The sequence below is a fragment of the Megalodesulfovibrio paquesii genome (assembly GCF_054653055.1).
The window spans coordinates 175,160-200,637 of record NZ_BAAIGQ010000008.1 but is presented as its reverse complement, the minus strand read 5'-3'; the positions used below and the strand labels follow the sequence as shown (position 1 = coordinate 200,637).

Here is a 25,478-nt window from a genome sequence, read left to right as displayed (position 1 = left end):
CGGCCTAGTCCAGCACCTGGACGTCCAGCTGCGGCAGGTCGGTGATGCGGATGCGCATGGTGGCCCGCACCGAGCCATCGCCCAGGAGTTCCACATCCCCCACCTGAAGCAGCCCCACGGGAATGGTGGCCTGCATGGTGTAGTTCTGGGGCACCTGGCCACGTTCCTTGCGGTAGCTGTCCACGCAAAGCATGAGGTTGCGGGTGGCGTCCTCGCGGGCCTGCTTCTCGATCATCAACGGCGAGCCTGCTCCGGGCAGGCCCATGCCGGTGGCCTGGATGTGCGTGGGGGTGACCTGGCAGTTGGGGGAGCTGGACGAGGAATGCACAGGCGCGGGGGCCGCTGCAGGCTGGCTGGGCGGAGTGACCACAGGGAGCGCGGCCGGCACAGGGGCGGGCTTGGCCAGAGGGACGGCCTGCGGTGCGGGCTGGGCCACGGGCAGGGAAGCCGCCTGTACCGTGGCGGCCGGGGTATAGGCGCTCTGGCCAGGCGCGGCAGGAGCGGGCGCAACGGGAACGGGCGCGGCAGGGGAGGCATCGCGGCGGGGGCGGGCATTGGGCGCGCCCAGGCCGGTCAGCACGGCGCGGCGTTCCTGCTCCGATCCCTGCAACCGGACCAGCACCCGGGTGTACTGCTGGCCATTGACCATGGCCTCCTCAAAAAAGACATCATGCCCCTTGGCGGCGAGCTGGTCGCGGTAGGACTGCGCTCTGGAGCGATCCAGAAACGCCTGCAGCTGATACACCACGCCCCCTGCCCCACTGCCGGACGCTGTGGCCACGGCGTGCGAGGTGCCGGAAGCCTGCGGCGCCTGCGGTGTGGACGCCGCCGGCGCATAGGGGGCCTGGCTGGCAGCGCGCATGGCGGCAAGCTCTTCTTCGGCAGAAGGCGCCACCGGGCCGCCATCCAACGGTGCCGAAGGCGCAGGGACAGCCGGTGGCGTATACGCTGGCGTGGCATACGTCGTTGCCGGGGCCGTCGCGCCTGGGGTGGCGGAGGTGGTGTACCCGGAGGCGGCCGGCGCGGGAGTTCCCTCCCCCACAATGGGCACGGCTCCAGGAGCGCCCACTGCGGAACCGGAGGCGGGAGCAGCAGCGGACGCGGCCGGCGATTCCGAAAGCGTGGTTTCCTGCACGCCGCCGGGCGCGGGCTGGCCATATCCCTGGACAGCCGTGCCGGACTGGGCGTACGGTTGGCCATTGGACTGGCCGTACCGGGCGGGATCTATGGTGGATTTGCTGCAGGCAGCGAGGAGCCCGGCTCCCAGCACCACACACAAGGCGTGCGCCGCGCACCTGACAATCAGTGCTCCGGCGCGAGTCTTTTTGGATGCATGCATTCTAAGGCCTCCCGGCGTCTTGAGCGGGACTCTACCCTTGCAACGCCCCACGGGTCAACGCGCTGGAGCGTAAAATATCCCGGAGCGTTGCCAGGGATGTGTGATCCATCTCGAAAAAGCGCTTGACACCAGCACCAGGCCGCGGCTATAGAAATCCTCTTTGCGTCACAGACCAATGTGGAGCCCAACTGAACAGTTCCGGACGCTCCCCGCATGTGCCGGGAGCGCCCTGATCGTTTTGCTGCAACGAGGACGGCATGAAGACCTTCACCCCCACGCCCAAGGACATCCGCCGCGACTGGTACGTGGTGAATGCCGAAGACAAGATTCTCGGCCGCCTGGCCACTGAGATTGCCCGCCGCCTGCACGGCAAGCACAAGCCCGAGTTCACCCCGTTCATCGACACCGGGGATTTCATCGTGGTGGTCAACGCCGAGAAGCTCAAGGTCACTGGCAACAAGCTGGAGCAGAAGAAGTACTACCGCCACTCCGGCTTCCCCGGCGGCCTCAAGGAAACGTCCCTCAAGGACATGCTGGACCGCCACCCCGAGCGTGTGCTGCTGCATGCTGTCAAAGGCATGCTGCCCCGCAACCGCATGGGCCGCGCCCTGCTCAAGAAGCTCAAGGTCTACGCCGGGCCGGATCATCCCCACGCCGCCCAGCAGCCCGCCGTTCTCGACATCTAAATTTCGCCCAGCATTCGGAGTGATCTCATGAGCGAATTCCATTACGGCACCGGCCGCCGCAAGACGGCCACCTCCCGCACCCGCCTGTACGCTGGCGCCGGGCAGATCCTGATCAACGAACGTCCGCTGGAAGAATACTTCCCCCGTCCCTCCCTGCAGGTGTTCGTGCGGCAGCCGCTGCAGCTCACCAGCAAGCTGGGCATGCTCGACGTCAAAGCCACGGTGGATGGCGGCGGCATTGCCGGCCAGGCCGAAGCCGTGCGTCACGGTATTGCCCGCGCCCTGATCGAACTTGATCCCGAACTGCGTGGCGTGCTCAAGCGGGCTGGCTTCCTCACCCGCGATGCCCGCAAGAAGGAACGTAAGAAGTACGGTCAGCGCGGCGCCCGCGCCCGGTTCCAGTACTCCAAGCGCTAGGCTGGCAGCCGCCTTGCGCGGCACAGCTCCTGCGCCTGGATCCTGCATCCGGATCAATCAAGGTACCTACCCGGCCCCGTTTTCCGCGGGGCCGGGTTTTGTGCGTCCGTGCGGCAATGCAGTCTTGTGGAATGCATGACAGATTGCCCGCCCCGCAGCACCTTGCCCATTGCCTTCGCCGCCCGCCCCCGCTACAGTGCGCCGCATGCAGATGCCCGCCCTTGCTCCCGCCGAGCCCTCCCTGTTCGAACGGCTGCTGCCCCCGCCCGCTCCTGGCGAGCCGGCGCCGGTGCTCACGCTGATCGGCATGGCCGGTTCCGGCAAGTCCACCGTGGGCACGCTCCTGGCCACCACCCTCGGCTGTGCCCATCTGGATACCGATACCCTTCTCGAAGCGTTCTATGGCCTGCCCCTGGAGCCGCTCTATCAGGCCCTGGGCCGCGAGGCCTTTCTGGCTGCCGAAGCGCGCATCGCCAGCGGCCTGTGGCTGGCCAGGGCAGTGATCTCCACCGGGGGCAGCGTGGTCTATTCCCAGGAAGCCATGGCTCATCTGCGCAGCCGCGGCCCTGTGCTCTGGCTCAGGACCTCAGCCGCCACGGTGCAGCAGCGCCTGGAGGCCTGCGGCACCCGCGGCCTGGCCATTGCGCCAGGGCAGACGCTGGCCGCGCTGGTGGCCGAGCGGGAACCGCTCTACGCCGCCGTGGCCGATCATGTTGTGGAAACCGACGGCCACGCCCCTGCCGACGTGGTCGCGCTCATCATCCAATGGCTCAAGGACCGCCCCCGCCCATGAATCCCGTCCAACGCTCCCGCCGGCGCAAACAGTGCTTTTCCCGGCTGGCCGACCTGTATGCCCGCATGGACGCCGCCTATGCGGCCGCCGCCTCGCGCGTGCAGTTCACCTGCGCCGACTGCGCCCACAATTGCTGCGTCAGCCATTTTCAGCATCACACCCTGGTGGAGTGGGCCTATTTTTTTGAAGGCTTCAAAGGCAATGCCCCGGAGGCGCAGGAACGCTTTCTGACCCTGGCCCGGGCCAATGTCACCGAAGTCCAGCGCGCCCTGACCCTGGGCGAAACGCCCCAGGCCATGTGCCCGATGAATCTGGAGGGCCTGTGCGGCAGCTACCAGCATCGCTTCATGATCTGCAGGCTGCACGGTGTGGGGCATGTCATCACCCCTCCCGGCCGCGAGACCATGGCCTTTCCCGGCTGTCCGCGCTACGAGGCCCTGGCGTCCTCCCTGGTGCAGGGAGACGCAGGCCAACTCATGGACCGCACGCCGTTCTATCAGGAGCTGGCCGCCGTGGACCGCGCCTTTCGGGAAACCTTCGCCGGCCCGCGGCCCAAGGTCGATCTGACGCTTTCCGAAATGCTGCTCCTCGGCCGGCCCCGCTAGCAGCAGGGAGCCCGGCCATAGCAGACCCTATTTCATCCCAAACGCAAAACGCACCCAGCGGAAGGGCCAGATGGCATAGCGGACCAGCAGCGCAATGAGCACTGCGGAAATGCCGCCAATGGTCGCGAACTTTGCCGGGATGCCCCAGTCCAGCGGAATAATGCACGCGCCCACCACCAGCAGCACGGTCTGGTGCAGGATGTACACGGGCATGGAGGCCGCAGCAAGGGTCCGCAGACGCGGGCCGCCAGCGGGCAGATACCGCATGGCCAGGCCCAGCAGCGCCGTCAGCCAGCCGAAGATGGCGCCGCCCCGCACGAGCCGGACGCAGGCGATTTTCCAGTACGCCAGCTCCTGTCCTGTCTGACTGGCCTGGGAGCTGAGGAATTGCGTCACCAGCATCCCCAGATAGACCAGCGTGCACAGTAGCGCCAGACCGGCCAGCCAACGCCAGGCCTTGACCAGGGCCTCCCGCAATGACGGCGCCGCCATCAGGCTTGCGCCGATGCAGAATTCCGTCAGGAAGATGCCGAAACTCTCCCAGGTGAAGCGCCCGGGCATGGGCCGCAGCGCCAGTTCCACCGCACAAAGCAGCAGCAGGAACGGGAGCAGACTGCCCAGGGCCAGCAGTCCCGGCCACCGGGAGGTCATGCGTCCCCCCAACCGTCCCGATAACCGTCCCGACAACCCGGCGCCCAGCCCTTCCAGCCAGGCCTGCGCCCTAGCCGTGCGCAGGGCCAGCACCAGTGGCAAGCCGGCCAGGGAGACCAGAAAGAGGAATCGTAAAAACCACAGATGCCCGGACCAGAACCCCAGGAAGAATGGGGACGGTGCAAGCTGGAATGTCTTGAAGAACTCGGGATAAAAACTGAGAAATCCCTGCTGCAGCCCGGCATTGGTGATGCGGTCGAACCACCATTGCGGCGGCAGAAGGATGAGTATTCCCACCCCGTAATAGGGGACCAGCAGCCGCAGCCCGCGTTCCTTCACATAGCCCCAGGGGCTGCGCCCGCCCAGGGACAGCCAGCTGGCCATGCCGGAAAGCAAAAAGAAGAGCGGCATGAGCCACAAATCGAGTGTTGCCACCACCAGCAGGAGTGGCTGGCTCAGGGTGGCGTTTTTCATGTGCCACTCCACCGGCACAAAGAACATGCAGCAATGGAAAAACACCACCGCCGCCGTGGCCAGCACACGCAACCAGTCCAAGTATCCGAGCCGTTCGCGCTGCATTGATTCCTCGATTTGGTCAGGCAAATTCTCGCATAAAAAAATCTGTTTTCGTATTGCCCCTTTGAACCCTCCGGGCGCTCCTTGTCAAGGGTCGATTTTTTGCCTAGGTTCCTTGCATCCCACCTTGCAAGGACCTGACACTGCATGATCGACACTCCTTTCCGCTCGGTCCTGATCCTGACCGGCAAGCCCATGCACGCCAAGCATGACAGGATGGCGCTGGCGCGCTTCAAGCCGGAGAAGGTGCACTCGCTCACGTCCGGGGCCATGGCCCTGAACCTGCTGCGCACCTATCACATGGATCTGGTGCTTCTGGATTCGGACTTGGAAGACATGCCCGCCCTGGAATTTTTGCGCCGGATGCGCAAGATGCCCGAGCTGCGGCACACCATGGTCATCATGGTCACGGCCGAAGCCCGGCGCGACCGCGTGCTGGACTATATCGGGGCAGGGGTCAGCGGCTATATTCTCAGGCCGTACTCCATCGTCACCTTCGAGCGGCACCTGCGTCTGGCGCGGCGGACCACGCAGTTTACGGAAATCGAACAGGAACAAATCCGCGACGGCAACGAGCTGGTGCAGGCCGGCGCCTTTGATGACGCCATCGAGGCCTTCGAAGAGGTCATCACCGAGCAGGATGAAGCACAGCGGTATTATGATGTCGGCATGCGCTATCTGATGGACGGCATGTTCGGCAAGGCCATCATCTCCTTCAAAAAAGCCTTGCAACTCAACGACTTGTTCGCCGAGGCCTACAAAGGCCTGGCCGAAGCATACAAGGGCAAGGGCGATACCCAGGCCCACACCCGGTACCTGCAAAAAGCTGCCGAAGTGTACGCGCTTTTCGACAAACTGGAGGAGACCAAGGAACTTTTTATCCAAATCCTCAAATACGAGAACAAAACACCCAATCCTTTCAACACACTGGGCGTCAAACTCCGCCGGCAGGGGGACTTTCCCGGCGCCGTGCACGCCTACAAGCGGGCCATCGAGCTCACCCCGGACAACGAAGCCCTCTATTATAACATCGCCCGGGCCTATTTCTTCATGAATGAGCGGGAGCTTGCGGAAAAACACGCCCTGCAGGCCATCATCATGCATGGGGATTTTCCGGAAGCCCTGGCCCTGTACGAGGAAATCACCGGCCGACGCTTTGAGCGCAGAAGCGACGAACTCCCCGCCTCCAGCGTGGACCGCAGCGACGAGCTGGACTGCGACGACTGACCAGACCCCGCCGCATTACACCAGCACCAGCACCACCTCGCCCACCAGCACCGCCACCCAGGCGGCAATGGACAAGCCGGCCGCGGCGGCGGCCATGTCCTTGATGGCACCCACCCGGCGATCTTCCCGGGCGGTCAGATAGTCGCAGACCGCTTCCAGGGCGCTGTTGAAAATTTCGGCCATCAGCATTTGTGCCGTGGCCACAGCCACCAGCAGTACATCCACGGTATCGCGCAGCAGCACAGCCACCACCAGCACCACGGCGGAAAGCCCCAGTTTGTAGGCCACGCTGAAGTCATAGCGCACGGCCAGGGCCAGCCCGTGCAGGCAGACGCGGATTTTCCGCAGGGGATGATAGCCGGGCTGGCCGGTGCCAAGAAACTTGTTGCGCATGCACTCCTCCGCAGGGGCAAAAGGTCCATCAGAAGCTGCGTTCCTCCCAGCCGGAGTCGGAATCGCCGGGCTGGCTCAGCCGGCCCATCCCGTCCTGCCGGGCCAGCGCCTTCGTGAACTGCCGGGTCTCGGCAGGGGCAAAAACGACGTCCTCCGCCACCCAGCGTTGAATCAGGAGCATGGTCCGGGCATTTTCCTGCTCCTTGCGAATGTCCAACAGAAAAAAGCTGTGCGGCTCGCCCCGCAGCCGGCGGGACAGGGCTGTGCCGGCCACCACCTGCAGCAGTCCCGAGGGCGAGGTGGCCGTGGGCAGGAGGTCCACCCGGGAATGATGATCGTGCCCGGCCAGCAGCACATCCACGCCGGTTACCGGCGTTGGCGGCGGATGCGGCCGCCCTTGCCCTGCGCGGGGATCCCAGGCAGGCAGCGGATGATGCACGGCCAGCATCTGCAATGCCTGCGCGCCATGGCCGGCGCGCCAGGCCCTGGCCCGACCGGCTTTCCATCGCCACCGTCGCGTGGAATCCATCCCGCAGAGGAATACGTCATCACTGCGCCAGCAGGGTGTTCTATCTGGTGAAATGGTTTGCCGAAACGCACGGCGCGGGAGCAGCAGCCGCTTCCAGAAGGCCAGCAGGGGCAGGTCATGGTTGCCGGGCACCACCAGCACGGGGCGGCCCAGGCTGTCCATCCAGGATCTGGCCTCGCGGAACTGCCGTACCCGGGCCCGCTGGGTCAGGTCCCCGCTGATCACCACCAGATCCGGGTCCGCCCGGCCCAGGGCCGCGGCCAGAGCCTGGGCCAGTCCGGGGGGTTGGTCGCCAAAGTGCAGGTCCGAGCAGTGTGCCAGACGCGTGGCCCGCTGCAGGCGGTCCGAAAGATTGCGTTCATGATGCCACAATCCCGGGCGGGAATTTCCGACGGTGGAAAGGGGATGCATATTTGCCTGGATGATTTTTTTTGATACGGTCTGGGTCGATTCCTTATACCCTTCCACCCTGAAGAGTCCATGCGCAGTCTGTTCGCGACCCCAATGCGTTGTCTTGCCATGCTGATATGGTGTGGGGCAAGCCTCCTGCTGCTTCCAGGCCTGGCTGCGCCCCTCGCCGCCCAGCCTCGCGGCAATGTGCTTCTGCCTGAGTTGCCCACCGCCTTCGAGCATTATGCCCAGGAACACCTCCCGAGCCTGCTGCTCCTGGGAGTGCTGTTCGCCGGTGTTGCCCTGGCATTGTTTCATTTGTATCTGCTGAATGCCCGGCGCAAACGCCAGGCTGCGGCACTCCGGGCCGCCCGGGCCCGGCTCAAGGCCGTGTTGGACGCCATGCCGGATGCGGCGTTCATCCTGGAGGATTCCGGAAGGGTGGTGGAAGTGCTGAACGACGCCAGCGCCCTGTTCCGGCTGCCGGAGCCTGCTTCGGCCAATGGCGCCGTGGCGCTGGGCCAGGGCCGGTTTTTGGAAGAACTGCTGCCCGTGGAGTGCGCCACCCTGCTGACCGGCGCCAGCCGGGCGGTGATGGCGGCCCCTGCGGGCACGGTGCAGGAGGTGGTGTTCACCCTGCATGGGTCCTGGTACGAGGCCCGGCTGGCGCAGTTTCACCGGCCGATGAACGGTGGGGACGAGGACAACGGGCGGGGTAATGCGCGGGGCAATGGGCGAAGCGGTGTGCGCGACGAAGCGGTGTGCGTCATCCGGGACATCACCGTCCGCAAGGAGATGGAGCGCTCTCTGCAGACGGCGCGCAAGGACGCCGAAGCCATGACCCACCGCCTGATGGACCTGGACCGCATCAAGACCGATCTGCTGAGCGCCGTCTCCCAGGAAATCCGCACACCTCTGACCTCTATTTTCGGCTTTGTGGTGCTGGTGCGCAAGGAATTCCAGCGTCGCATCGCCCCTGCCATCCGGGAAGCGACCTTCCGCAGACCGGCCGAGGAAGCCGCCACCCTGGATGCCGCCTCCAGCCGCATTCTGGACAATCTTCGTATCGTCCAGGAAGAAGGCGCGCGCCTGAGCCGGCTGGTGGACGACCTGCTGGATCTCGCCAGCCTGGAAGCCGGCAAGAGCGAGTGGCACAATGAGGTGGTTGCCCTGCCCGAGGTGGTGGAAAAAAGCCTGGGAGCCCTGGCCAGCCGCATGGCGGATCGCGAGCGGGTCCGTCTGCAGGTGGACATGGCCCCCACCCTGCTGCCGCTCTATGTGGACCGGGAACGGCTGCAGCAGGTGGTGGTCAACCTGTTGGATAACGCGCTCAAGTTCACGCAGGAGGGCGTCATCCTTATCACCGGCAGGCTCCTGGACACCGGCATGGTGGAGCTGGCGGTGGAAGACGCCGGCCCTGGCATCGGGCCTGAGGCCCTGGCGCGAGTCTTCGAGAAATTCCAGCACGATCCCGCGGAATCCCCGAGCCTTCGACGCCAGCAGCGGGGGTCCGGCCTTGGGCTGGCCATCTGCCGCAATATCGTGCACCACTACGGTGGCGAAATCCAGGCCCTCTCCCCTCCCCGGCCAGGCAAGACCGGCACGCGCTTTGAGGTCCGCCTGCCCCCCGCGCCATTGGTGTTGCCCACGGAACAGTAACCCGGGTGCAGCCCCCCCAAAATACAAGGCCGCGCCATGTTACTGGCGCGGCCCGAAACGACATGATTGCGGCATGATGCAAACGCACGCAGCGAGGACGTACAACAGCCCTGGTGCGACGGTGCTATTCTCCCGCCTTCTTGCGCTTTTCCCAGAGTTTCATGTCCTTCATCTTCTTGCGGCGTTCACGCTGCAGCCCCTTGGAAACCAGGGGAGCGCCTTTCTTGTACCCGTACTTTTCACGGTACGATTCTGGCGTCAGCCCGTGGGTGCTGAGATGCTTTTTGGTGAGGATTTTAAAAGTCTTGCCGCATTCAAGGCAGGTCACGGACTTTTCCTTGACCGCCTTTTTGGGATCCATCACCGGTCCTTGCGAACCTTCCTCTTCCACTTCACTATCGCCGCTGATGCCACGGAAACCATCCGCAAGCTTCTGCACCATGGAGGTGATTTCCTCCTCGGTCATGGTGCGCACGCTCGCCTGGGCTTTGACAATTTCCAAGGCTTCTTTCAAATAATCATCCATGGGTCGCTCCTTGCGTGAGATGCTGTATTAACGCCTATACAGCACAAGTGCAGCGCTGTAAATATGCTCCTGCAGTTCTCTTTGCACTTTTACATCCGCGGCAAGGTCAAACATGAAGTTGTCTTCACTAAAACGCGTCCAGCAACGCAGCGCCACGCGTTCCTTGCGTTGTGCTGCAGAGACACTGCATCCTCCCTGGTCCGCGTCATACGCTGCGTATGAGGAGACAGGGGCAGACGCGTCGTTGCGCAACGCATTTTCCCGTTTCGAAGGCGCCCCACGAAGCGCGTACATCCAGCATGGTACAACGGCGGAGCTGCCGCTCACTCGGCCCCGGGGGCGGCGGCGCCGGCGCGCATGGCCCAGGGCGTTTCCCCCCTGAGCATGCTCCATTGCAGCTGCTGATCCCTGCGCACGGCGCACTGCAACCGGCTGCCGACCACCTCGTCCCAGTGTTCGGGCAGCAGGCCGGTGCCGGGGCTCTTGCAGGCGAGGTCCTCTTCGGTCAGCAGGTGGCCAGCCGGGAGGTCGCGTGCGGCGACGATGGATTTGCGCAGCTTCCTGGCTGTTTCCCGCTCGCTGGGGGTAACCACCTTGCCCGAGCCGGTCATGGCCTGTTCCACCTCGCGAATCATCCGCACCAGGGCGGCGAATTCCCCGGGAGCCAGACTGGCCTTGTGGTCCGTGCCGCGCATGGCCCGGTCCAGGGTCATGTGCCGTTCCACCACACAGGCCCCCAGGGCCGCGGCGGCCACGGACGGCCCAAGCCCGAGCTCATGGCCGGAATAGCCCACGGGCAGGCCGTAGCGCGTTTTCAGCAGGCGCATCACCGGCAGGCGCAGCTCGCTCTCCGGGCAAGGGTAGGAACTGTTGCAATGCAGGAGCACGATGCGGTCGTGCCAGGCCCGCAGCTCGGCCACGGCCCGGTCAATCTGCTCCAGCGAGCTCATGCCCGTGGAGAGCAGGACCGGCAAACCGCTGCGACCGATGCGCCGCAACATGGGCACGGCCACCAGATCCGCCGAGGCGACCTTGACGCAGTCCATGCCCAGTTCCAGCATGGCTTCCAGGCTCACCAGATCCCAGGCCGAGGCAAGAAAGGACAGGCCCAGCGCCTCGGCCCGGGCCTTGAGCGCGGCCATGTCGTCCATGCCGAGCTCCAGGGCGTCGCGGTGGGCGCCGTAGGTGGAGCCGAAGCTGTTGGGGCCGGTGTAGGGTGCGTCGCAGCCGGCCTTGGTCAGCAGGGCGCGGGTGTGGCGCTTCTGGAACTTGACGGCGTCCACGCCAGCGCGCGCGGCCGCCTCCACCAGCTCCAGGGCCAGGGACAATTCTCCCTGATGATTGTTGCCGATTTCCGCCACAACGAAGACGGGCCGGCCTTCACCGAGCATCTTCCCCGAGGGGAGCAGAATGGAAGGAGGCGGCAGATGATTCACGGTGTGTCCTGACAAAAAATACAAACGGCGCGATGCCGGCGGCGTAAGCACAGCGGCCTGCTGCGCGCAACGCGTTGCTGCCTCAAGCGGGCACCCTCCCCTTACACGCGCGCCGGGCCAAGGGCAAGGAGACCCGCCAGGACCTGCCGCAGGGCGGGGGCAATGGCTGCAGCATGCCCGGAGCCATGCAAGAATACCACCAGGAACAACCTGCCGCTACGGATGCGCAGAAAAGCCCTTGACAGCATACCGGGCTGCAGCTAAGAGTCTCGTTTCGCATCGTCGCCCAAATGGCGGGGCCATGCGTTCCGGAGAGGTGTCCGAGTCGGCCGAAGGAGCTCGCCTGCTAAGCGGGTATCGGGGCTTAAACCCTGATCGAGGGTTCAAATCCCTCCCTCTCCGCCATATTTCAAGGGGTTGCGTGGTTCACGCAGCCCCTTTTCTCATGGCGCGCCGCGCTTTTTTCCCCGGTTGTTTGCACCGCCATTGCTGCACCCTGCGCCTGGGCCAGACAGGATTGCAGGGCGGTGATGTTCGGTGAGCGCAGGCCCTTGCGCCAGATGAGTTCCGTCATGGCGTGGCCCACTGTTGCCGGGAGGGCATGCACCGAAATGGCGGATCGTTCGGGAAACGCCTCCAGCACCGCGGCTGGCACGAGGCCCGCGCCCATGCCGGCAGCCACGCCGCCCAAAATGGCATGGTACGAAGCCAGCTCGGCGATGCGCGCCGGCTCCTGCCCGTGGGCCCGGAACCAGCCAAGCAGCCGGCTGCGGTACGAGCAGCCATCCCGGAACGTCAGCAGCGTCCTGCCGGCGAGGTCTCCTGGCTGTCGCACCGGTGCGTGTCCCCCCGGCGTTGCCAGCACCAGCATTTCCTGAAAGGCGGCCACGCGTTCCAGTCGCCCATCAGCCGGCGCATCGGCCACGAAGGCCACATCAAGTCGATTTTCCAGCAATTGTTCATACAAAGCCAGACTCGTCCCGGTGCTCAACCCCAGTTCCAGCCGGGGATATTGCGCATGCAGGGCGGCCAGGGGCCTGGGCAGACGGACCGCCGCGGCGCTTTCCATGGCCCCGATGCGAAACACACCGCCGGGCTCCCCATTGCGGACCTGGCGTTCTGCCTCGGCCACGAGGGCCAACACCTGCAGGGCGTGCCCGTACAGCATCCTGCCAGCCTCAGTGGGTAACAGGCGTTTGCCCTCGCGCAGGAACAGCGACGCGCCGAGGGACGCCTCCAACTGAAGAATCCGGGTGGTGACGCCGGAAGGCACCCGGTGCAGCACCTTGGCGGCGCGGCTGATGCCGCCCTGCTCAATCACGGCCACCAGGGTCCGCAAGTCGGCCAGTTCCATAATCTTCACCTCTTCGGAATAACGTTGTCATGCTTATTCAGTTGTCATGACAATGCTTCTACCCTACCCTGCCGCTGGGCCACAACCCCCTTCCGAACTTTGAGGATGCCGATGCACCAGAAACCAGACGCCGTATCTTCCACCAGCCTGCCGCCTGCGTTCTCCCCCTTGCCTGGCCTTCCCATCCTGCCCATTTTGGGAGGCTGGTGCGCCCTGGTGGTGGCCATGGGCATCGGGCGCTTTGCCTATACGGTGCTCCTGCCCGGCATGATGACGGCCCACCATTTTGGCGAGGACGTGGCCGGCATGATGGCTGCCTGGAACTACGCAGGCTACCTGCTCGGCGTCCTGGCCATGCGCTCGCAGCAGCCCGGCCGGCGGCGCTATCTGTTGCTCCTGGCCAGCCTGACCCTGAGCGTGGCCAGCACAGCGGCCATGTACGGCGTGGATACGGTCTGGCTCTGGCACACCCTGCGCTTTGTGGCCGGGCTGGCCTCGGGTGGCTGCTTCGTGCTCGCGTCGGCGATTGTGCTGGATACGCTGCTGGCTGTCCGGCGGCCAGTGCTGGGCGGCCTGCTGTACAGCGGCGTGGGCTCGGGCATTGTCCTGGGCGGGTTGGCCGCTGGCCCGCTGGAAGCGGCAGGCGGACCGGACACAGCCTGGCTGGGCATGGCCATGCTGGCCCTGCCCCTGGCCATCCTGGCCGGCATTGCCCTGCGGCCCGGGCTGAACAGGGTGCCGGAAGCTCTCCATCCTCCCGCGACGGCAGCGGCTTCCCGCCATTCCCATCCGCAGCACGGTACGTACCGGCTCCTGCTCACCGCCTATTTTCTGGAAGGCTTCGGCTATATCATCGGCACAACATTCCTCGTGGCCCTGGTGCAGGAGACGACACAGTCGGCCCAAATCGCCCGCACGGCCTGGCTCGTCACCGGGGCAGCAGCGGCAGTCACCGCGCCGTTGTGGCGGCTGGCCGCACGCAAAGGGTACCGCCCCATGCTGATTCTGGCGTTCCTGCTGCAGGGCGTGGGCGTGCTTCTGCCCGCCGTCTCGAACACCCCAATCGCTGCCCTGGCCGGGGGGCTGCTGCTGGGTGGAACCTTCATGGGCATTGTGGTCCTGTCCCTGCAATACGGTGTTACCCTGAGCGGCCGGGCCAGCGCGCACACCGTGGCCGTGATGACGGCGCTATATGGCGTCGGTCAGATCCTTGGCCCGTTCCTCGCGGGGATGGGGGCCGGGGATGGCGGGAGCAGCGGCCAGGGGCAGGGCTTCGCCTTCGCGTTTATCCTGTCCGCAATCAGCCTGTTCATTGCGGCCGGCCTGCTGCTTGCCGGAGCGATGCGCGCAACGCGCCAACACCCATAGCCTGTGAGGAGAACCATCATGCCCTATGTGAACATCAAGGTGACCGGCGGGAGCGAAGCCCCCACGCCGGCGCAAAAAGCCGAGCTTATCCAGGGGGTCACGGAGCTGCTGGCCCGAGTGCTGCACAAGAACCCGGCCACCACGGTGGTGGTTATCGACGAGGTGCCCATGGACAACTGGGGCATAGGCGGCGAGACCGTAACTGCCCGGCGGGCCAGGGCGAAGGCGTGACGCGGCCCTGTCCGTGCCTGCAATCTACCGCCGGCGGAACTCCCAGAGGCTGGCCGGCACGCCGGCGGCGGGCCAGTTGCGGGCCTTGACGGCGTTGGCATAGACCTTCACGGCATCGAAGCCGCGGCGGTGCATGGCCGCGATGAAGGGCTTGTACACGGCGCGGTCCGGCTCGGCGACCCAGGCCACACCCTCTGCGGCGACCACGCGGTCCAGGAAATCGGCCACGGGCGGGATGAAGCGGTCTTCGTAGACGATGTCCCCGGCCCAGACGAAGTCGAAGGCCTGTTTGCGGAAGGCCGGGGCGCGCCAGTCCATGCACAGCCAGACCGGGGCCGGGCCGTTCAGGTGGATGCGGTTGTCAGCCTCGTTGCGGCGGGCGTAGGTCAGGGCCTCGAACTCGTAGTCCAGGGCCGTCACCCGCGCCCCGAGCCGGCAGCCCACCAGGGCGGTAAAGCCCAGGCCGCAGCCCAGGTCCAGACAACGGCAGCCGCGGATGCGCGCTGCGCTTTGTTCCAGCCACTGGGCCAGGAGGTAGCTCGACGGCCACAGCTCGGTCCAGTACGGCAGGCGTTCATCCTGCTCAAAGAGTCGTTTGCGACGCAGGGCTGCGGGGTCGATGGGCTCAAGCTCGTCGCCATCCCCGTCCTCGGCAGCCAGCCTGTCCCAGAGCGTCTCCAGATCCGCCAGACTGGAAAGCCGCCAGCGCACGCCGGCGGCCTCCACGTCGAATCGTCGCACATCATCCCAGTATTGCATGCCGTGCCTTTAGCGGAACACCAGACGCAGGGCAATGCTCACCGGATCGAAGACCAGATGATAGCCGAGGTACTTGAAATACTGGGCAGACCCATAGATTGCGCCCCAGCGGGTGCGGTCCAGGTCAAAGTGGGCTTCCAGGACGAGGCTGGCCGGGGCCGTCTCCGTGGCCGGGAGTTCGCTCAGAGTGGCCCGCACGCTCAGGGAACGGGTTTTGCCGCGCAGGGTCAGGGCGCCATGCAGCTCGTAATTGGGCGAGGAGGCTGTGGCGTCCTCCAGAAATCCTGCGGAAAGAATCTCGTAGCTGGCTTCGGGGTAGGTGTCTGTCTGGAAGAAATCCTCGGACCGCAGATGGGCCAGGAGCATGGCCCGCAGGCTGTTGTCCTGCAGGTCCAGATTGTCCAGGGACCGCATGTCCAGGACGACCTGCCCGGTAATGCTGCCCTCCTCCACCGCCAGCAGGCCGTGCAGGGGCTGCACCGTGCCCAGATGGCGGCCGGTGCGGTTGCGGCCGATCCATTCGATGCGCGATTCCTCCACCACCAGGGCGCGGCGGCCGTCGGCAATGGAGGGACTGGCGTCGGGGCCGTCTTCCTGGCCCACCAGCTCACCTTCCAGGGGCAGCGCCGCAGCTTCCCAGGCCTTGAGCCCGCCCTTGAGAATGCAGACCTGCTCGTAGCCCAGGCGCAGGAGCTTGTCTGCAGCGGCCAGGGCATCGCGGGTGTGGTGGTCATGCCCGTAGCAGAGCACGGGCGTGGCGCGGTCCGGAATCAGGCTGGCAATGAGTTCGGGAAACACCACCTCAAACACGCAGGCGTTCACGCTGCCGGGCAGGTGTTTCTGGGCGTAGCGCTCCGGCATGAGAACATCCAGGAGCACCAGACCGGGCCGGGTCTCCAGCCAGCGGAGGGCCTCCTGCTGGTCGATGGCCGGAATGATCGGAATACTGGAAGGCTTATGCGGATGGGTCGGCGGATGGGGCATGGGATCATCCTTTGGGTTGAGACATAAGGTAGAACCCGAGATCAATGTCTTTGGCGGGCACGTTGATGAAGCGGCCATGGACCACCTGACGGCTGACGCCGGTGACTTCCACCTCCCGCGAGAATTTCGGATGCAGCGGGGTATCAAGGGTGAAGGCCACCCGCAGCCGGTCACCAACCCGCACCCCGTGCGGGCCGAGGATGGACAGCCGCAAGCCGGTGAGGGAGAGATCCAGGATGACGACGTCATCGGTCTCGAAGGTCTCCAGGTGCGTGTATTCGCCGGAGATTTTGACCCGCTTGCGCGGGGATTGGCGCAGCTCCAGATGGGCCTCGAAGCGATGGCCGCACTGGCAGGTCACCAGCAGGTTCTTGGTGCCTTTCTTGTACTTGGTGGCGTCGATGCGTTTTTCGCGAGAGCAATGCGGACAGACGATACTGGCCATACCGTGGGGATCGGCAAAAAACGGATGCACCCTGACCGGCAGTTCGGACACCATGGCATGCTCCATCCACACAGTTGCGGCGCCGGGAGGGCCTGCAACGCTCCCGTCATGCGCCTTCGAGGGCCTCGATTTCCGCTTCCAGCTGCTCCATCTCGGCAATGCAGCGTTCCGCGCGCTCCTGGCAGACCTTGTATTCCTCCAGCAAGGCCGCGCTGCGGGCCGCATCGGCAAACACGGCCGGATCGGCCAGCTGCTGTTCCACTTCGGCCTGGCGGGTCAGCACGGCTTCCAGTTCCTGTTCCTTGTCCGCGTAGGCCTGCTTTTTGGGGCCCAGGACCTTGGCCATGGCCTTGCGCCGCTCGGCCTCCAGGCGTTTGCGCTCCTGGCGCTCGGCCCGGCTTTCGCCCGGTTTTTCTTCGAATGTCTTCGAATCATCTATTACCACAGCCTCCCGGCCGGGCACAACCGATGCGTTTGCCTGTCGCGATTTTTCGTACGCCTCGAAGCCTTCTTCGTGGACAATAAAGCCCTTGGGCGTGAGTTCCCAGATCTGTTCGGCCACGCGCTGCATCAGCCAGCGGTCGTGAGCCACAAAGAGCACCGTGCCTTCAAAATCTTCCAACGCCTCGATCAGCGCCTCACGGCTCTCCAGGTCCAGGTGGTTGGTGGGTTCGTCGAGCACCAGGACGTTGGAGCGGGAGAGGAAGAGCGTGGCCAGGATGAGCCGGCTCTTCTCCCCGCCGGAGAGGGAGGCCACGGGGCGCTCGAAATACTCCTGCCCCAGGAGAAAGAGCCCGAGCACGCTCATGAGCTCCTCTTCCGTGGTCCGGGGGTCGGAAAGGCGGCGGATTTCCGAAAGCGTGGTCTTTTCCGGGTCCAGAATCTCCAGCTGATGCTGGGCAAAGACGCCGACCTTGGAACTGGAGCTGATCTCCACCCGGCCGGAGAGCGGCTCATGCCGGCCGGTGATGCACTTGAGCAGGGTGGATTTGCCGCAGCCGTTGGGGCCGGCCAGGGCGATCTTCTGCCCGCGGAAGATCTGAAAATCCAGCTTCTCCCAGAGCGGTCCGCCCTTGCCGTAGGCTGCAGAAAGGCCGACCACGGAAATGGGCGTGCGGTCCCCGCGCACGGGCTCGGGCCATTTGAAGGCAAGGGTTCTCCGCTTGGCTTCCGGCTTCAGGCCATCCAGTTCCTTTTCCAGCTTTTTGGCCTGTTTCTGACGCGAGCCGGCCTGGCGGGCCTTGGTGGCCTTGGCCTTGAAGCGGGCCACAAAGGCCAGCTTGCGTTCCAGCTCGTCGTTGATGCGCTTGGCCTCGCGCTGGCGCTGCTCCTCCTGCTCCTCCTGCCAGACCAGGAACTGGGAGAAGGTGCCCTTGCGGAAGACCGGCTTGTTTCCACCAAAATACAGGGTGTGCGTGGCCAGACGGTCCATGAAGATGCGGTCGTGAGCCACGAAGACAAGCACGCCCTGATAGGCGAGCAGGAACTGCTCCAGCCACTCCACGGCTTCCAGGTCCAGGTGGTTGGTGGGTTCGTCCAGGAGCAGGATGTCCGCCCCGGCCACAAGAACCCGGGCCAGCTTGGCCCGCTCCCGCCAGCCGCCGGAAAAGCTCTGCAGGGGCTCGTGGTGCCGGGCCACGGGAAAGCCCAGGCCTTCCAGCACCACATGGGCGCGCTGCTCGGGGTTGTGCCCGTACACGGCTTCCAGCTCGGCCTGCCGGGTAGCCAGGCGGGCCAGGGCTTTTTCGTCATGGGCGGCGGTGGCGGCTTCCCATTCCTTCCAGAAATCGTTCCAGGAAGGCAGCACCTCCAGCACCCAGGTGATGAGCGGCGTGGCCAGGACGTCCTCGTCCATTTCCTGGGCCACGTAGCCCAGGCGGGCGCCCTTGGGCATGGTGATGCGGCCGGCATCCGGCGCGCTGACGCCGGCGATGACCTTCAAAAAAGTGGACTTGCCCGCGCCGTTGGCCCCGACCACGGCCAGCCGGACGCCGGAGGTCAGCTCCAGGGAGAAGTCCTTGAAGAGATCCCGGGCCCCGTAGCTCTTGGTGACGCCTTGAATGGAACAATTCACGTGCGATTCCTGGAAATGCAATAAGAACGTGGCAAAACACCGCCGGATGGCGTTCCAGCCGACGAGTCATGCCACAAACAGCCCACAGTTAAAAGTCTTTGGAGAGGGGGATCTGGGGGAAACCTTTCTCCAGAACGGTGTTCCCCCAGTTCATATTCCTTACCCCAAGGCCTCGACCACGGCATCGCCCATGGCCTTGCAGCCCACGAGGGTCAGCCCGGACTCGCCAGCTTGGGCACTGTTGTAGATGTCTCCGGTGCGCAGGCCCTTGTCCAGGACGCTGGAGACGGCGGCCTCGATGGCCGCGGCCTCGGCTTCCAGGCTGAAGGCAAAGCGCAGCATCATGGCCACGGAAAGGATGGTGGCCAGGGGGTTGGCCTTGTCCTGGCCGGCGATGTCCGGCGCTGAACCGTGGATGGGCTCGTAAATGCCCGGGCCGGAGGCGCCCACGGAGGCCGAAGGCAGCATGCCGATGGAACCGGTGATGGCCGCGGCGGCGTCGGAGAGGATGTCCCCAAAGAGGTTGCCGGTGACGATGACGTCGAACTGGCTGGGGTCACGCACCAGCTGCATGGCGGCGTTGTCCACGTACATGTGGCTCAGTTCCACGTCCTGGTAGTCCTTGTGGACTTCCATGACCACGTCGCGCCAGAGCTGGGAGACGTCCAGCACGTTGGCCTTGTCCACGCTGCACAAGCGCTTGCCGCGCTTTCTGGCCGCCTCGAAACCCACCTTGGCAATACGGCGTACTTCAGACTCGGTGTAGCGCATGGTGTTGAATCCCATGCGTTCCCCGTTTTCTTCCACAATGCCCTTGGGTTGGCCAAAGTAGACGCAGCCGGTCAGCTCGCGCACCACCAGCACATCCAGGCCCTTGGCCACAATGTCCGGCCGCAGGTAGCTGGCCGAGGCCAGCTGCGGGAAGAGCGTGGCCGGGCGGAAGTTGGCAAAGCAGCCGAGTTCCTTGCGGATTTTCAACAGGCCGGTCTCGGCGCGCAGGTGGCGGGGCAGGTTGTCCCACTTGGGGCCGCCCACGGCGCCCAGCAGCACGGCGTCGCTTTTTCTGCAGGCCTCGACCGTGGCTTCGGGCATGGGCTCGCCCACGGCGTCGATGGCTGCGCCGCCAGCCAGAACTTCAGTGTAGGTGAAGGTGTGGCCGAACTTGCGGCCCACCAGATCCAGCACCCGCACGGCCTGGGCCACGATCTCGGGGCCGATGCCGTCACCGGGCATGAGGCAGATGGAGTAATTCATGAGGGACACTCTATGGAGGTTAGAACGTGAAGACTCGGGGCGCTGCCCCGAACCCCGCCAGGGGGCTGCCCCCCCTGGACCCTCCATTCGGTTTTGTCGCTGGGCGGCGCGGGAACGCGCTGCCCAGCGACAAAACCGAATGGAGGGGGTGTGGGGGAACTCAGTTCCCCCACTCTCTCCTGCCGTTGTCTGGCCTTTACGCCGTCAGGCGTTCCTTGACATAGCCCACCAGGCCGCCGGCATTCAAAATGCCCTGCATGAAGGCCGGCACGGGCTGGGCAGAGATGGTCTCGCCGGTGCGCTTGTTGAGGATCTTGCCGGTGACGATATCCACTTCCAGGGGATCGCCATCCTGAATGCGGCTGATATCGTCGCCGACTTCCAGGAGGGGCAGCCCCATGTTAAAGCTGTTGCGATAGAAGATCCGGGCGTAGGAATGGGCGATGACCACGGAAACGCCTGCGCCCAGCAGGGCCACGGGGGCGTGCTCACGGGAGGAGCCGCAGCCGAAGTTACGGCCGGCGACCACGAAGTCGCCCTTGTTGATGCGCGTGTTCCAGCCCGGTTCCAGGCCTTCCATGCAGTGCTTGCCGAGTTCCGCGGGATCGGTGGTCACCAGGAACGGGGCCGGGATGATGGCGTCGGTATCGATATGGTCGCCCACCAGATGGGCAGTGCCGGAAAGGGTCATGATGCAATGCCTCGCTGCAGGTTACAGGGACGCAGGGTGGACGATTTCGCCAGCCACGGCCGCCGCGGCAGCCAGGGACGGGGAGGCCAGGAACACTTCGCTTTCCAGGTGACCCATGCGGCCCTTGAAATTGCGGTTGGTGGTGGCGATGGCGCGTTCGCCCTTGGCCAGAATGCCCATGTGGCCGCCCAGGCAGGGGCCGCAGGTGGGCGGGCCCACGATGCAGCCGGCTTCCATGAAGGTTTCCAGCAGACCTTCCTTGAGGGCCTGGGTCCAGATGGCCGGGGTGGCCGGCAGGACCACGCAGCGCACGGTCTTCTTGACCTTGCGACCCTTGAGGATGCCCGCGGCCTCGCGCAGGTCCTCGATACGGCCGTTGGTGCAGGAGCCGATGACTGACTGGTTGACCACCACGTGCTCGGCGGCCAGCTCGTCCACGCCGCGGACGTTATCGGGCAGGTGCGGGCAGGCGACCTGCGGCGGCATGCCGGCCACGTCAATCTTGATCACTTCGTCATAGGGCGCGCCGGCGTCGGGGTGGATCTCTTCCCTGGCGCCGTGGCCGTGGGCCTTGGCATAGGCCAGGGCCTTGGCGTCGGCGGGGAAGAGCCCGGCCTTGCCTCCGGCTTCGATGGCCATGTTGGCCATGGTCAGGCGGCCTTCCACGCTCAGGCCGGCCACGGTGCTGCCGCCGAATTCCAGGGCCTTGTAGCGCGCGCCGTCCACGCCGGTCTTGCCGATGACGTGCAGGATCAGGTCCTTGGCGCCAACATAGGGGGGCAGCTCGCCGTCAATCTGCACAAAGATGGTCTGGGGCACCTTGAACCAGGTTTCGCCCAGGGCCATGGCCCCGGCGATGTCCGTGGAACCCATGCCCGTGGCAAAGGCGCCCAGGCCGCCGTAGGTGCAGGTGTGGCTGTCCGCGCCGACAACCACGTCGCCAGGGCCCACCAGCCCCAGCTCGGGCAGCAGCGCGTGTTCCACGCCGCAGTTGCCGCCTTCATAATAGTGCAGGATATCCTGCTCCACGGCGAACTCGCGCACCCCGCGCACCTGTTCGGCGGAGGCGATGTCCTTGTTGGGGGTGAAGTGGTCCATCACCAGGGCGATTTTGGTCTTGTCAAAGACCCGGGCCGCTCCCATCTGCCGGAAGCTCTTGATGGCCAGGGGCGCGGTGATGTCGTTCGCCAGCACAAGCGACACGCGGCAGCGGACGATTTGCCCGGCCTCCGTGATGCGTTCGTCACTGGCGGCCTGCAGCAGTTTCATGGCAAGGGTGTGCGCTACAGCGTGACGCATTGACGTTCCTCCTCCTTTTTGGCGAGGCGATTGAGGGCATTGAGATAGGCCTTGGCCCCGGCCTTGATGACGTCGCCGTCGGCCCCGCGACCCACGGCGCTGTGCTGCTCGATGCGCAGCCGGACCATCACCTCGGCCTGGGCGTCCGTGCCCGAGGTGACGGCGTTGACCTGATAACGTTCCAGCACCGGGGTCTTGCCCACGGCCTTGTTGATGGCGCTGAAGGCGGCGTCCACGGGCCCCACGCCCAGGGAGGCCACGCGGATCTCCCGGCCGTCCTCTTCCAGCACCAGCGCGGCGGAGGGCGGGTCGGCGCCAGCCACCACAATGAGATGCATCAGGCGGTACTTGTCCGGGATGCGGAAGACTTCTTCCAGGACCACGGCTTCCACGTCTTCGTCGAAAATCTGTTCCTTTTTGTCCGCCAGTTTTTTGATGGCCTCGAAGACCACGGCCAGCTGCTCATCTGTAAGGGTAAAGCCAAGCTCCCGGCATTTGGTGCCCAGGGCGTTGCGGCCGGAATGCTTGCCCAGTACCAGCTCCGTGCGGGTGCGGCCCACGGCTTCGGGGGTCATGATCTCGTAGGTCCGGCTGTCCTTGAGCATGCCGTCCTGGTGGATGCCGCTTTCATGGGCAAAGGCGTTGGCCCCGACGATGGCCTTGTACGGCGGGATGGGCGCGCCGATGATCATGGAAAGCAGCCGGCAGGTGGGGAAGAGCTGCTCGGTGCGGATGCCGTTCTCCAGACCGTAATACGGCTGGCGCGTGCGCAGGGACATGACCACCTCTTCCAGCGAGGCATTGCCGGCGCGCTCGCCGATGCCGGAAACGGTCACCTCGGCCTGCCGGGCTCCGGCCTTGAGGGCGGCCAGGGTATTGGCCACGGCCAGCCCGAGGTCATTGTGGCAGTGCACGGACCAGATGATCTTCTCGCTGCCAGGGACGTTCTCCAGCAGGTAGGTGATCAGCTCGCCGAACTCCTGGGGCTGGGCGTAGCCCACGGTATCCGGGATGTTGATGGTGGTGGCCCCGGCCTTGATGGCCTCGCCGCAGATGCGGGCCAGGAAGGGCCGGTCGGAGCGCGAGGCGTCCTCGCAGGAGAACTCCACATCGCTGGTGTAGCCGGCCGCGTGTCTGACTGCAGCCACGGCCATCTCCACCACCTCGTCCGGAGCCTTGCGCAGCTTCTTCTCCATGTGGATGGGCGAGGTGGCGATGAAGGTATGGATGCGGGGATGGGCGGCGTCCTTGATGGCCTCCCAGGCGCGGTCGATGTCGGGCCGGATGGCCCGGGCCAGACCGGCGATGCGGGCATCCTTGACCGCAGCGGCAATGGCCTGCACGGCCTGGAAGTCACCCTTGGAGGCGGCGGGGAAGCCGGCTTCGATGACATCCACGCCCATGCCTTCCAACTGCTTGGCCAGGCGGATCTTTTCCTGCTGGTTCATGGTGGCGCCGGGCGATTGCTCGCCGTCGCGCAGGGTGGTGTCGAAAAAAATGACGCGATTGGACATGATGCAGCTCCGCGTTCGGTGGCGATTCCTACCGAAAAGCTGGCGCAAAGGCAAAGCGTTTCGGTGTGGCGAATTCACCCCGCAAGATGGCGGGATGAAACCTGGGCGTGGAATGGACGAAGACCGTCCTGAAGAACGGGGGGTGGATAACGAGCGCGCTACAGCGCCCGTAGCAGGAGGCTGCGGGAAATGGAGGGGCAGGAGGCGATATGGCGAATAAAACAATCCATAGGTGCAAAAGAGGTAGCACCGCGACGTGGGAGCGTCAAGGAAAATTGATCAGAGAAACAGCAGAAATCCGCTCGCGGCGTTCAGAGCGCCCTACCCCACCACCTTGTTGCGGCCGGTCTGCTTGGCTTCGTAGAGTTTTTCGTCTGCTGCTTTGATCATGGCGTCCAGGGAGTCCTGGCGGTCCCGACACAGGCCGATGCTGAGGGTGCATTCAATCATGCGCTTGCCCACCAGGATGGGAGTTTTCTCCACCGTTTTGCGCACGGTTTCAAAAATTTCCACGGCATAGTCCGGATCCATGGAGGCGGCAAAGACGCAGAACTCTTCGCCCCCCATGCGGGCCACCACATCCGATTCCCGGAACCGCCGCCGCAGGATGGCCCCCAGGTGCCTGAGCACGGCATCGCCACCATCATGCCCATAGGAATCGTTGATCTTTTTGAAGAAATCCACGTCCAGCATGGCCACGCAGCAGGGCAGATCCTCCCGCCGGGACTGGGCCAGCAGCTTGGAGGCGATTTCGAAAAAGTACCGGCGGTTGGACAGGCCGGTCAGGGGGTCGGTGTCCGAAAGCCGCTGGATGGTCTCCATATGTTCCAGCAGCTCCACATTGTGGGTCACCCGGCAGTAGAGTTCCTCGCTGGTGAAGGGCTTGGTCAGGTAGTCGTTGGCGCCGCTTTTGAGAAAACGGGCCGAGAGCACATTGCCGCCATGGGCCGAGACGCCAATGATGGCCAGGCGGTTCTTCGGAAATTTGACCCGCACGGCCTTGGTGAACTCGAAGCCGTCCATGCCGGGCATGTTGTAGTCGGTAATCAGCAGCTTGGTGTCCGGGTGCTGCTCCAGCATGGCCAGGCCTGCCTGGGCGGAAGCCGCCTCCACCACCTGAAACTGATGCACACGCAACAAACTACCAATGAGCTGACGGGCGGTGCGGGAGTCGTCCACCACCATGGCCTTGATGCAGCGGTTGCGGCGGAGTCTCTCCAGCAAATCAACTATGTATTCAACCGTTTGTGGACTTTCCTTGACCACATAGTCCACAATCTGCTTGGACCAGATAATGTCGCGGACTTCGTCATTAAACGAGCCGGTAAAGATGATGCTCGGGACGTTGTGCCGCGTGACCAGATCCACCACCTCGCCATTGGGCGCATCGGGCAGGTTAAGGTCCAGCAGCGCGGCAAAGTACCCGCCCTGGCGTGTTTCAAGCCGCTCTTTGGTTTCGGAAAGATCCTTGGCTCGTTCCGTCTGCAATCCCAGCCGGGCCTGCACCCGCTGGGCCAGCAGGGAGGCAAAGAGATTTGAATCTTCTACTATGAGAACAGGCTGCATGTGCACTCCACCGGGCTTTCCGTCATGGCCTTCCCAAAAACGACTGCAGCAGGGGCTCCATCACCAGCAATACGCCGGAGGGGCCGGCTTCTGAGAACACCCGGCGAAACTCCCGGGCAAACTCTGGCAGCTCCTCGCACAGGACCGCATGCAGGCCAAGCTCCCGGGCCAGGGCCACATTGCGCCGGGCGTCGTCCACAAACACGGCCTCCTCGGGTGTCACGTCCAGGACTTCCAGCGCATGCAGAAATGCAGCCTGCTCGCGTTTGGTGGAGCCCGTGTGATAGGAGTTAAAGACGTGCTCGTAATGCATGGCAAAACCGTGCCGCCGTTCAAGCTCGTCCAGCCAGTCGGTGTGGTCCGACAATATGGCCGGCACGATGCCCTCGGCCGCCAGCACCCCGGCCAGGGCCAGCATTTCCGGCCGCGGAGTGCAGTGGGAGAGAATCGCCTCGCGCATGACGGCCCAATCCCCCTTCAGGCCGCTGGCGGCCTGGAACAGGGACCAGAAGTCTTCCTCGGTGGCGGCATTGGTCAGGTAGCCGGAGCCATACATGGCTTCCACGGCTGCGAGCATCACCGCCTGGGGATCCAGCCCCTGGGCCAGGGCTTCGCGGCGCATGACTCCCACGAACCCTTCCTGGGCCACAACGCCACCAAAGTCGAAGAGCACTGCTCGAATTGTCGGCATTTTTGACTGCTTGGGGTTGAG

The 25,478-nt window shown here is 64.9% G+C and carries 25 protein-coding genes and 1 tRNA gene; 9 read left to right on the top strand and 17 right to left on the bottom strand.

The window, feature by feature from the left end:
- Positions 1 to 4 precede the first annotated feature (4 nt).
- Complete coding sequence (locus ACYQ00_RS19180; protein WP_460033672.1) at positions 5 to 1,339, bottom strand: SPOR domain-containing protein; 1,335 nt, start codon at positions 1,337 to 1,339, stop codon at positions 5 to 7.
- 257 nt (positions 1,340 to 1,596) lie between these two features.
- Here ACYQ00_RS19180 and rplM point away from each other — a divergent pair, with 257 nt between their 5' ends.
- The 4 genes from rplM (at position 1,597) to ACYQ00_RS19160 (ending at position 3,840) form a co-directional block, all read left to right on the top strand.
- Positions 1,597 to 2,025 carry a 50S ribosomal protein L13 gene (gene rplM, locus ACYQ00_RS19175; RefSeq protein ID WP_460033671.1) on the top strand — a complete coding sequence of 143 codons (429 nt, stop codon included), beginning with the start codon at positions 1,597 to 1,599 and terminating at the stop codon, positions 2,023 to 2,025.
- A 27-nt stretch (positions 2,026 to 2,052) separates the two neighbouring features.
- The gene (gene rpsI / locus ACYQ00_RS19170) at positions 2,053 to 2,442 is read left to right on the top strand and encodes a 30S ribosomal protein S9 (RefSeq protein WP_460033670.1); all 390 of its coding nucleotides are present in this window, start codon (positions 2,053 to 2,055) and stop codon (positions 2,440 to 2,442) included.
- Between the two features lie 205 nt (positions 2,443 to 2,647).
- Entirely contained in the window at positions 2,648 to 3,235 is a 588-nt protein-coding gene (thrB, locus tag ACYQ00_RS19165; RefSeq protein WP_460033669.1) for a homoserine kinase, read from the top strand.
- Complete coding sequence (locus tag ACYQ00_RS19160; RefSeq protein ID WP_460033668.1) at positions 3,232 to 3,840, top strand: hypothetical protein; 609 nt, start codon at positions 3,232 to 3,234, stop codon at positions 3,838 to 3,840. Before thrB ends, ACYQ00_RS19160 begins: the two co-directional genes overlap by 4 nt.
- Before the next feature lie 27 nt (positions 3,841 to 3,867).
- Here ACYQ00_RS19160 and ACYQ00_RS19155 read toward each other — a convergent pair whose 3' ends face one another.
- Positions 3,868 to 5,046 (bottom strand): acyltransferase family protein, encoded by a 1,179-nt coding sequence (locus ACYQ00_RS19155; RefSeq protein ID WP_460033667.1) that lies wholly within the window; start codon positions 5,044 to 5,046, stop codon positions 3,868 to 3,870.
- Between the two features lie 168 nt (positions 5,047 to 5,214).
- On the opposite strand from ACYQ00_RS19155, the gene ACYQ00_RS19150 reads away from it, so the two are divergent.
- Complete coding sequence (locus tag ACYQ00_RS19150; RefSeq protein ID WP_460033666.1) at positions 5,215 to 6,294, top strand: tetratricopeptide repeat protein; 1,080 nt, start codon at positions 5,215 to 5,217, stop codon at positions 6,292 to 6,294.
- A 15-nt stretch (positions 6,295 to 6,309) separates the two neighbouring features.
- On the opposite strand, the gene ACYQ00_RS19145 is transcribed toward ACYQ00_RS19150, so the two are convergent.
- Both ACYQ00_RS19145 and ACYQ00_RS19140 read right to left on the bottom strand, forming a co-directional pair.
- A complete protein-coding gene (locus ACYQ00_RS19145; RefSeq protein ID WP_460033665.1) occupies positions 6,310 to 6,687 on the bottom strand; it encodes a diacylglycerol kinase in 378 nt (125 codons plus the stop codon).
- A gap of 28 nt (positions 6,688 to 6,715) precedes the next feature.
- A complete protein-coding gene (locus tag ACYQ00_RS19140; RefSeq protein WP_460033664.1) occupies positions 6,716 to 7,627 on the bottom strand; it encodes a metallophosphoesterase family protein in 912 nt (303 codons plus the stop codon).
- 108 nt (positions 7,628 to 7,735) lie between these two features.
- On the opposite strand from ACYQ00_RS19140, the gene ACYQ00_RS19135 reads away from it, so the two are divergent.
- Entirely contained in the window at positions 7,736 to 9,265 is a 1,530-nt protein-coding gene (locus ACYQ00_RS19135; RefSeq protein ID WP_460033663.1) for a sensor histidine kinase, read from the top strand.
- A 124-nt stretch (positions 9,266 to 9,389) separates the two neighbouring features.
- Here ACYQ00_RS19135 and ACYQ00_RS19130 read toward each other — a convergent pair whose 3' ends face one another.
- Together ACYQ00_RS19130 and ACYQ00_RS19125 are read right to left on the bottom strand one after the other, a co-directional pair.
- A complete protein-coding gene (locus ACYQ00_RS19130) occupies positions 9,390 to 9,791 on the bottom strand; it encodes a Ros/MucR family transcriptional regulator (RefSeq protein WP_460033662.1) in 402 nt (133 codons plus the stop codon).
- A gap of 323 nt (positions 9,792 to 10,114) precedes the next feature.
- Positions 10,115 to 11,227 carry an N-acetylneuraminate synthase family protein gene (locus tag ACYQ00_RS19125; protein WP_460033661.1) on the bottom strand — a complete coding sequence of 371 codons (1,113 nt, stop codon included), beginning with the start codon at positions 11,225 to 11,227 and terminating at the stop codon, positions 10,115 to 10,117.
- 310 nt (positions 11,228 to 11,537) lie between these two features.
- Here ACYQ00_RS19125 and ACYQ00_RS19120 point away from each other — a divergent pair.
- A tRNA-Ser gene (locus tag ACYQ00_RS19120) sits at positions 11,538 to 11,632 on the top strand.
- A 4-nt stretch (positions 11,633 to 11,636) separates the two neighbouring features.
- Here the strand turns inward: ACYQ00_RS19120 and ACYQ00_RS19115 are convergent.
- Positions 11,637 to 12,581 carry a LysR family transcriptional regulator gene (locus ACYQ00_RS19115; protein WP_460033660.1) on the bottom strand — a complete coding sequence of 315 codons (945 nt, stop codon included), beginning with the start codon at positions 12,579 to 12,581 and terminating at the stop codon, positions 11,637 to 11,639.
- Between the two features lie 111 nt (positions 12,582 to 12,692).
- On the opposite strand from ACYQ00_RS19115, the gene ACYQ00_RS19110 reads away from it, so the two are divergent.
- Complete coding sequence (locus tag ACYQ00_RS19110) at positions 12,693 to 13,949, top strand: YbfB/YjiJ family MFS transporter (RefSeq protein WP_460033659.1); 1,257 nt, start codon at positions 12,693 to 12,695, stop codon at positions 13,947 to 13,949.
- Between the two features lie 18 nt (positions 13,950 to 13,967).
- Positions 13,968 to 14,180 (top strand): tautomerase family protein, encoded by a 213-nt coding sequence (locus tag ACYQ00_RS19105; protein WP_460033658.1) that lies wholly within the window; start codon positions 13,968 to 13,970, stop codon positions 14,178 to 14,180.
- Between the two features lie 24 nt (positions 14,181 to 14,204).
- Here the strand turns inward: ACYQ00_RS19105 and ACYQ00_RS19100 are convergent, their stop codons facing one another.
- The 10 genes from ACYQ00_RS19100 to ACYQ00_RS19055 all read right to left on the bottom strand — a co-directional run bounded on the left by ACYQ00_RS19100 (position 14,205) and on the right by ACYQ00_RS19055 (position 25,457).
- Entirely contained in the window at positions 14,205 to 14,939 is a 735-nt protein-coding gene (locus ACYQ00_RS19100) for a class I SAM-dependent methyltransferase (protein WP_460033657.1), read from the bottom strand.
- Between the two features lie 9 nt (positions 14,940 to 14,948).
- A complete protein-coding gene (locus tag ACYQ00_RS19095) occupies positions 14,949 to 15,923 on the bottom strand; it encodes a YceI family protein (RefSeq protein WP_460033656.1) in 975 nt (324 codons plus the stop codon).
- Positions 15,924 to 15,927: 4 nt separating this feature from the next.
- Positions 15,928 to 16,422: a PilZ domain-containing protein gene (locus tag ACYQ00_RS19090; protein ID WP_460033655.1), complete on the bottom strand. Its 495-nt coding sequence runs from the start codon at positions 16,420 to 16,422 to the stop codon at positions 15,928 to 15,930.
- A 52-nt stretch (positions 16,423 to 16,474) separates the two neighbouring features.
- Positions 16,475 to 18,442 carry a ribosomal protection-like ABC-F family protein gene (gene abc-f / locus ACYQ00_RS19085; RefSeq protein ID WP_460033654.1) on the bottom strand — a complete coding sequence of 656 codons (1,968 nt, stop codon included), beginning with the start codon at positions 18,440 to 18,442 and terminating at the stop codon, positions 16,475 to 16,477.
- Between the two features lie 159 nt (positions 18,443 to 18,601).
- The gene (gene leuB, locus ACYQ00_RS19080; protein ID WP_460033653.1) at positions 18,602 to 19,696 is read right to left on the bottom strand and encodes a 3-isopropylmalate dehydrogenase; all 1,095 of its coding nucleotides are present in this window, start codon (positions 19,694 to 19,696) and stop codon (positions 18,602 to 18,604) included.
- Between the two features lie 196 nt (positions 19,697 to 19,892).
- The gene (locus ACYQ00_RS19075; RefSeq protein WP_460033652.1) at positions 19,893 to 20,387 is read right to left on the bottom strand and encodes a 3-isopropylmalate dehydratase small subunit; all 495 of its coding nucleotides are present in this window, start codon (positions 20,385 to 20,387) and stop codon (positions 19,893 to 19,895) included.
- 21 nt (positions 20,388 to 20,408) lie between these two features.
- Positions 20,409 to 21,686: a 3-isopropylmalate dehydratase large subunit gene (gene leuC, locus ACYQ00_RS19070; protein WP_460033651.1), complete on the bottom strand. Its 1,278-nt coding sequence runs from the start codon at positions 21,684 to 21,686 to the stop codon at positions 20,409 to 20,411.
- Entirely contained in the window at positions 21,671 to 23,200 is a 1,530-nt protein-coding gene (locus ACYQ00_RS19065) for a 2-isopropylmalate synthase (RefSeq protein ID WP_460033650.1), read from the bottom strand. The genes leuC and ACYQ00_RS19065 overlap by 16 nt, the downstream gene beginning before the upstream one ends.
- A gap of 321 nt (positions 23,201 to 23,521) precedes the next feature.
- Positions 23,522 to 24,766: a diguanylate cyclase gene (locus ACYQ00_RS19060; RefSeq protein ID WP_460033649.1), complete on the bottom strand. Its 1,245-nt coding sequence runs from the start codon at positions 24,764 to 24,766 to the stop codon at positions 23,522 to 23,524.
- A gap of 22 nt (positions 24,767 to 24,788) precedes the next feature.
- On the bottom strand, positions 24,789 to 25,457 hold the full coding sequence (locus ACYQ00_RS19055) for an HAD family hydrolase (protein ID WP_460033648.1): 669 nt from the start codon (positions 25,455 to 25,457) through the stop codon (positions 24,789 to 24,791).
- Positions 25,458 to 25,478 lie beyond the last annotated feature (21 nt).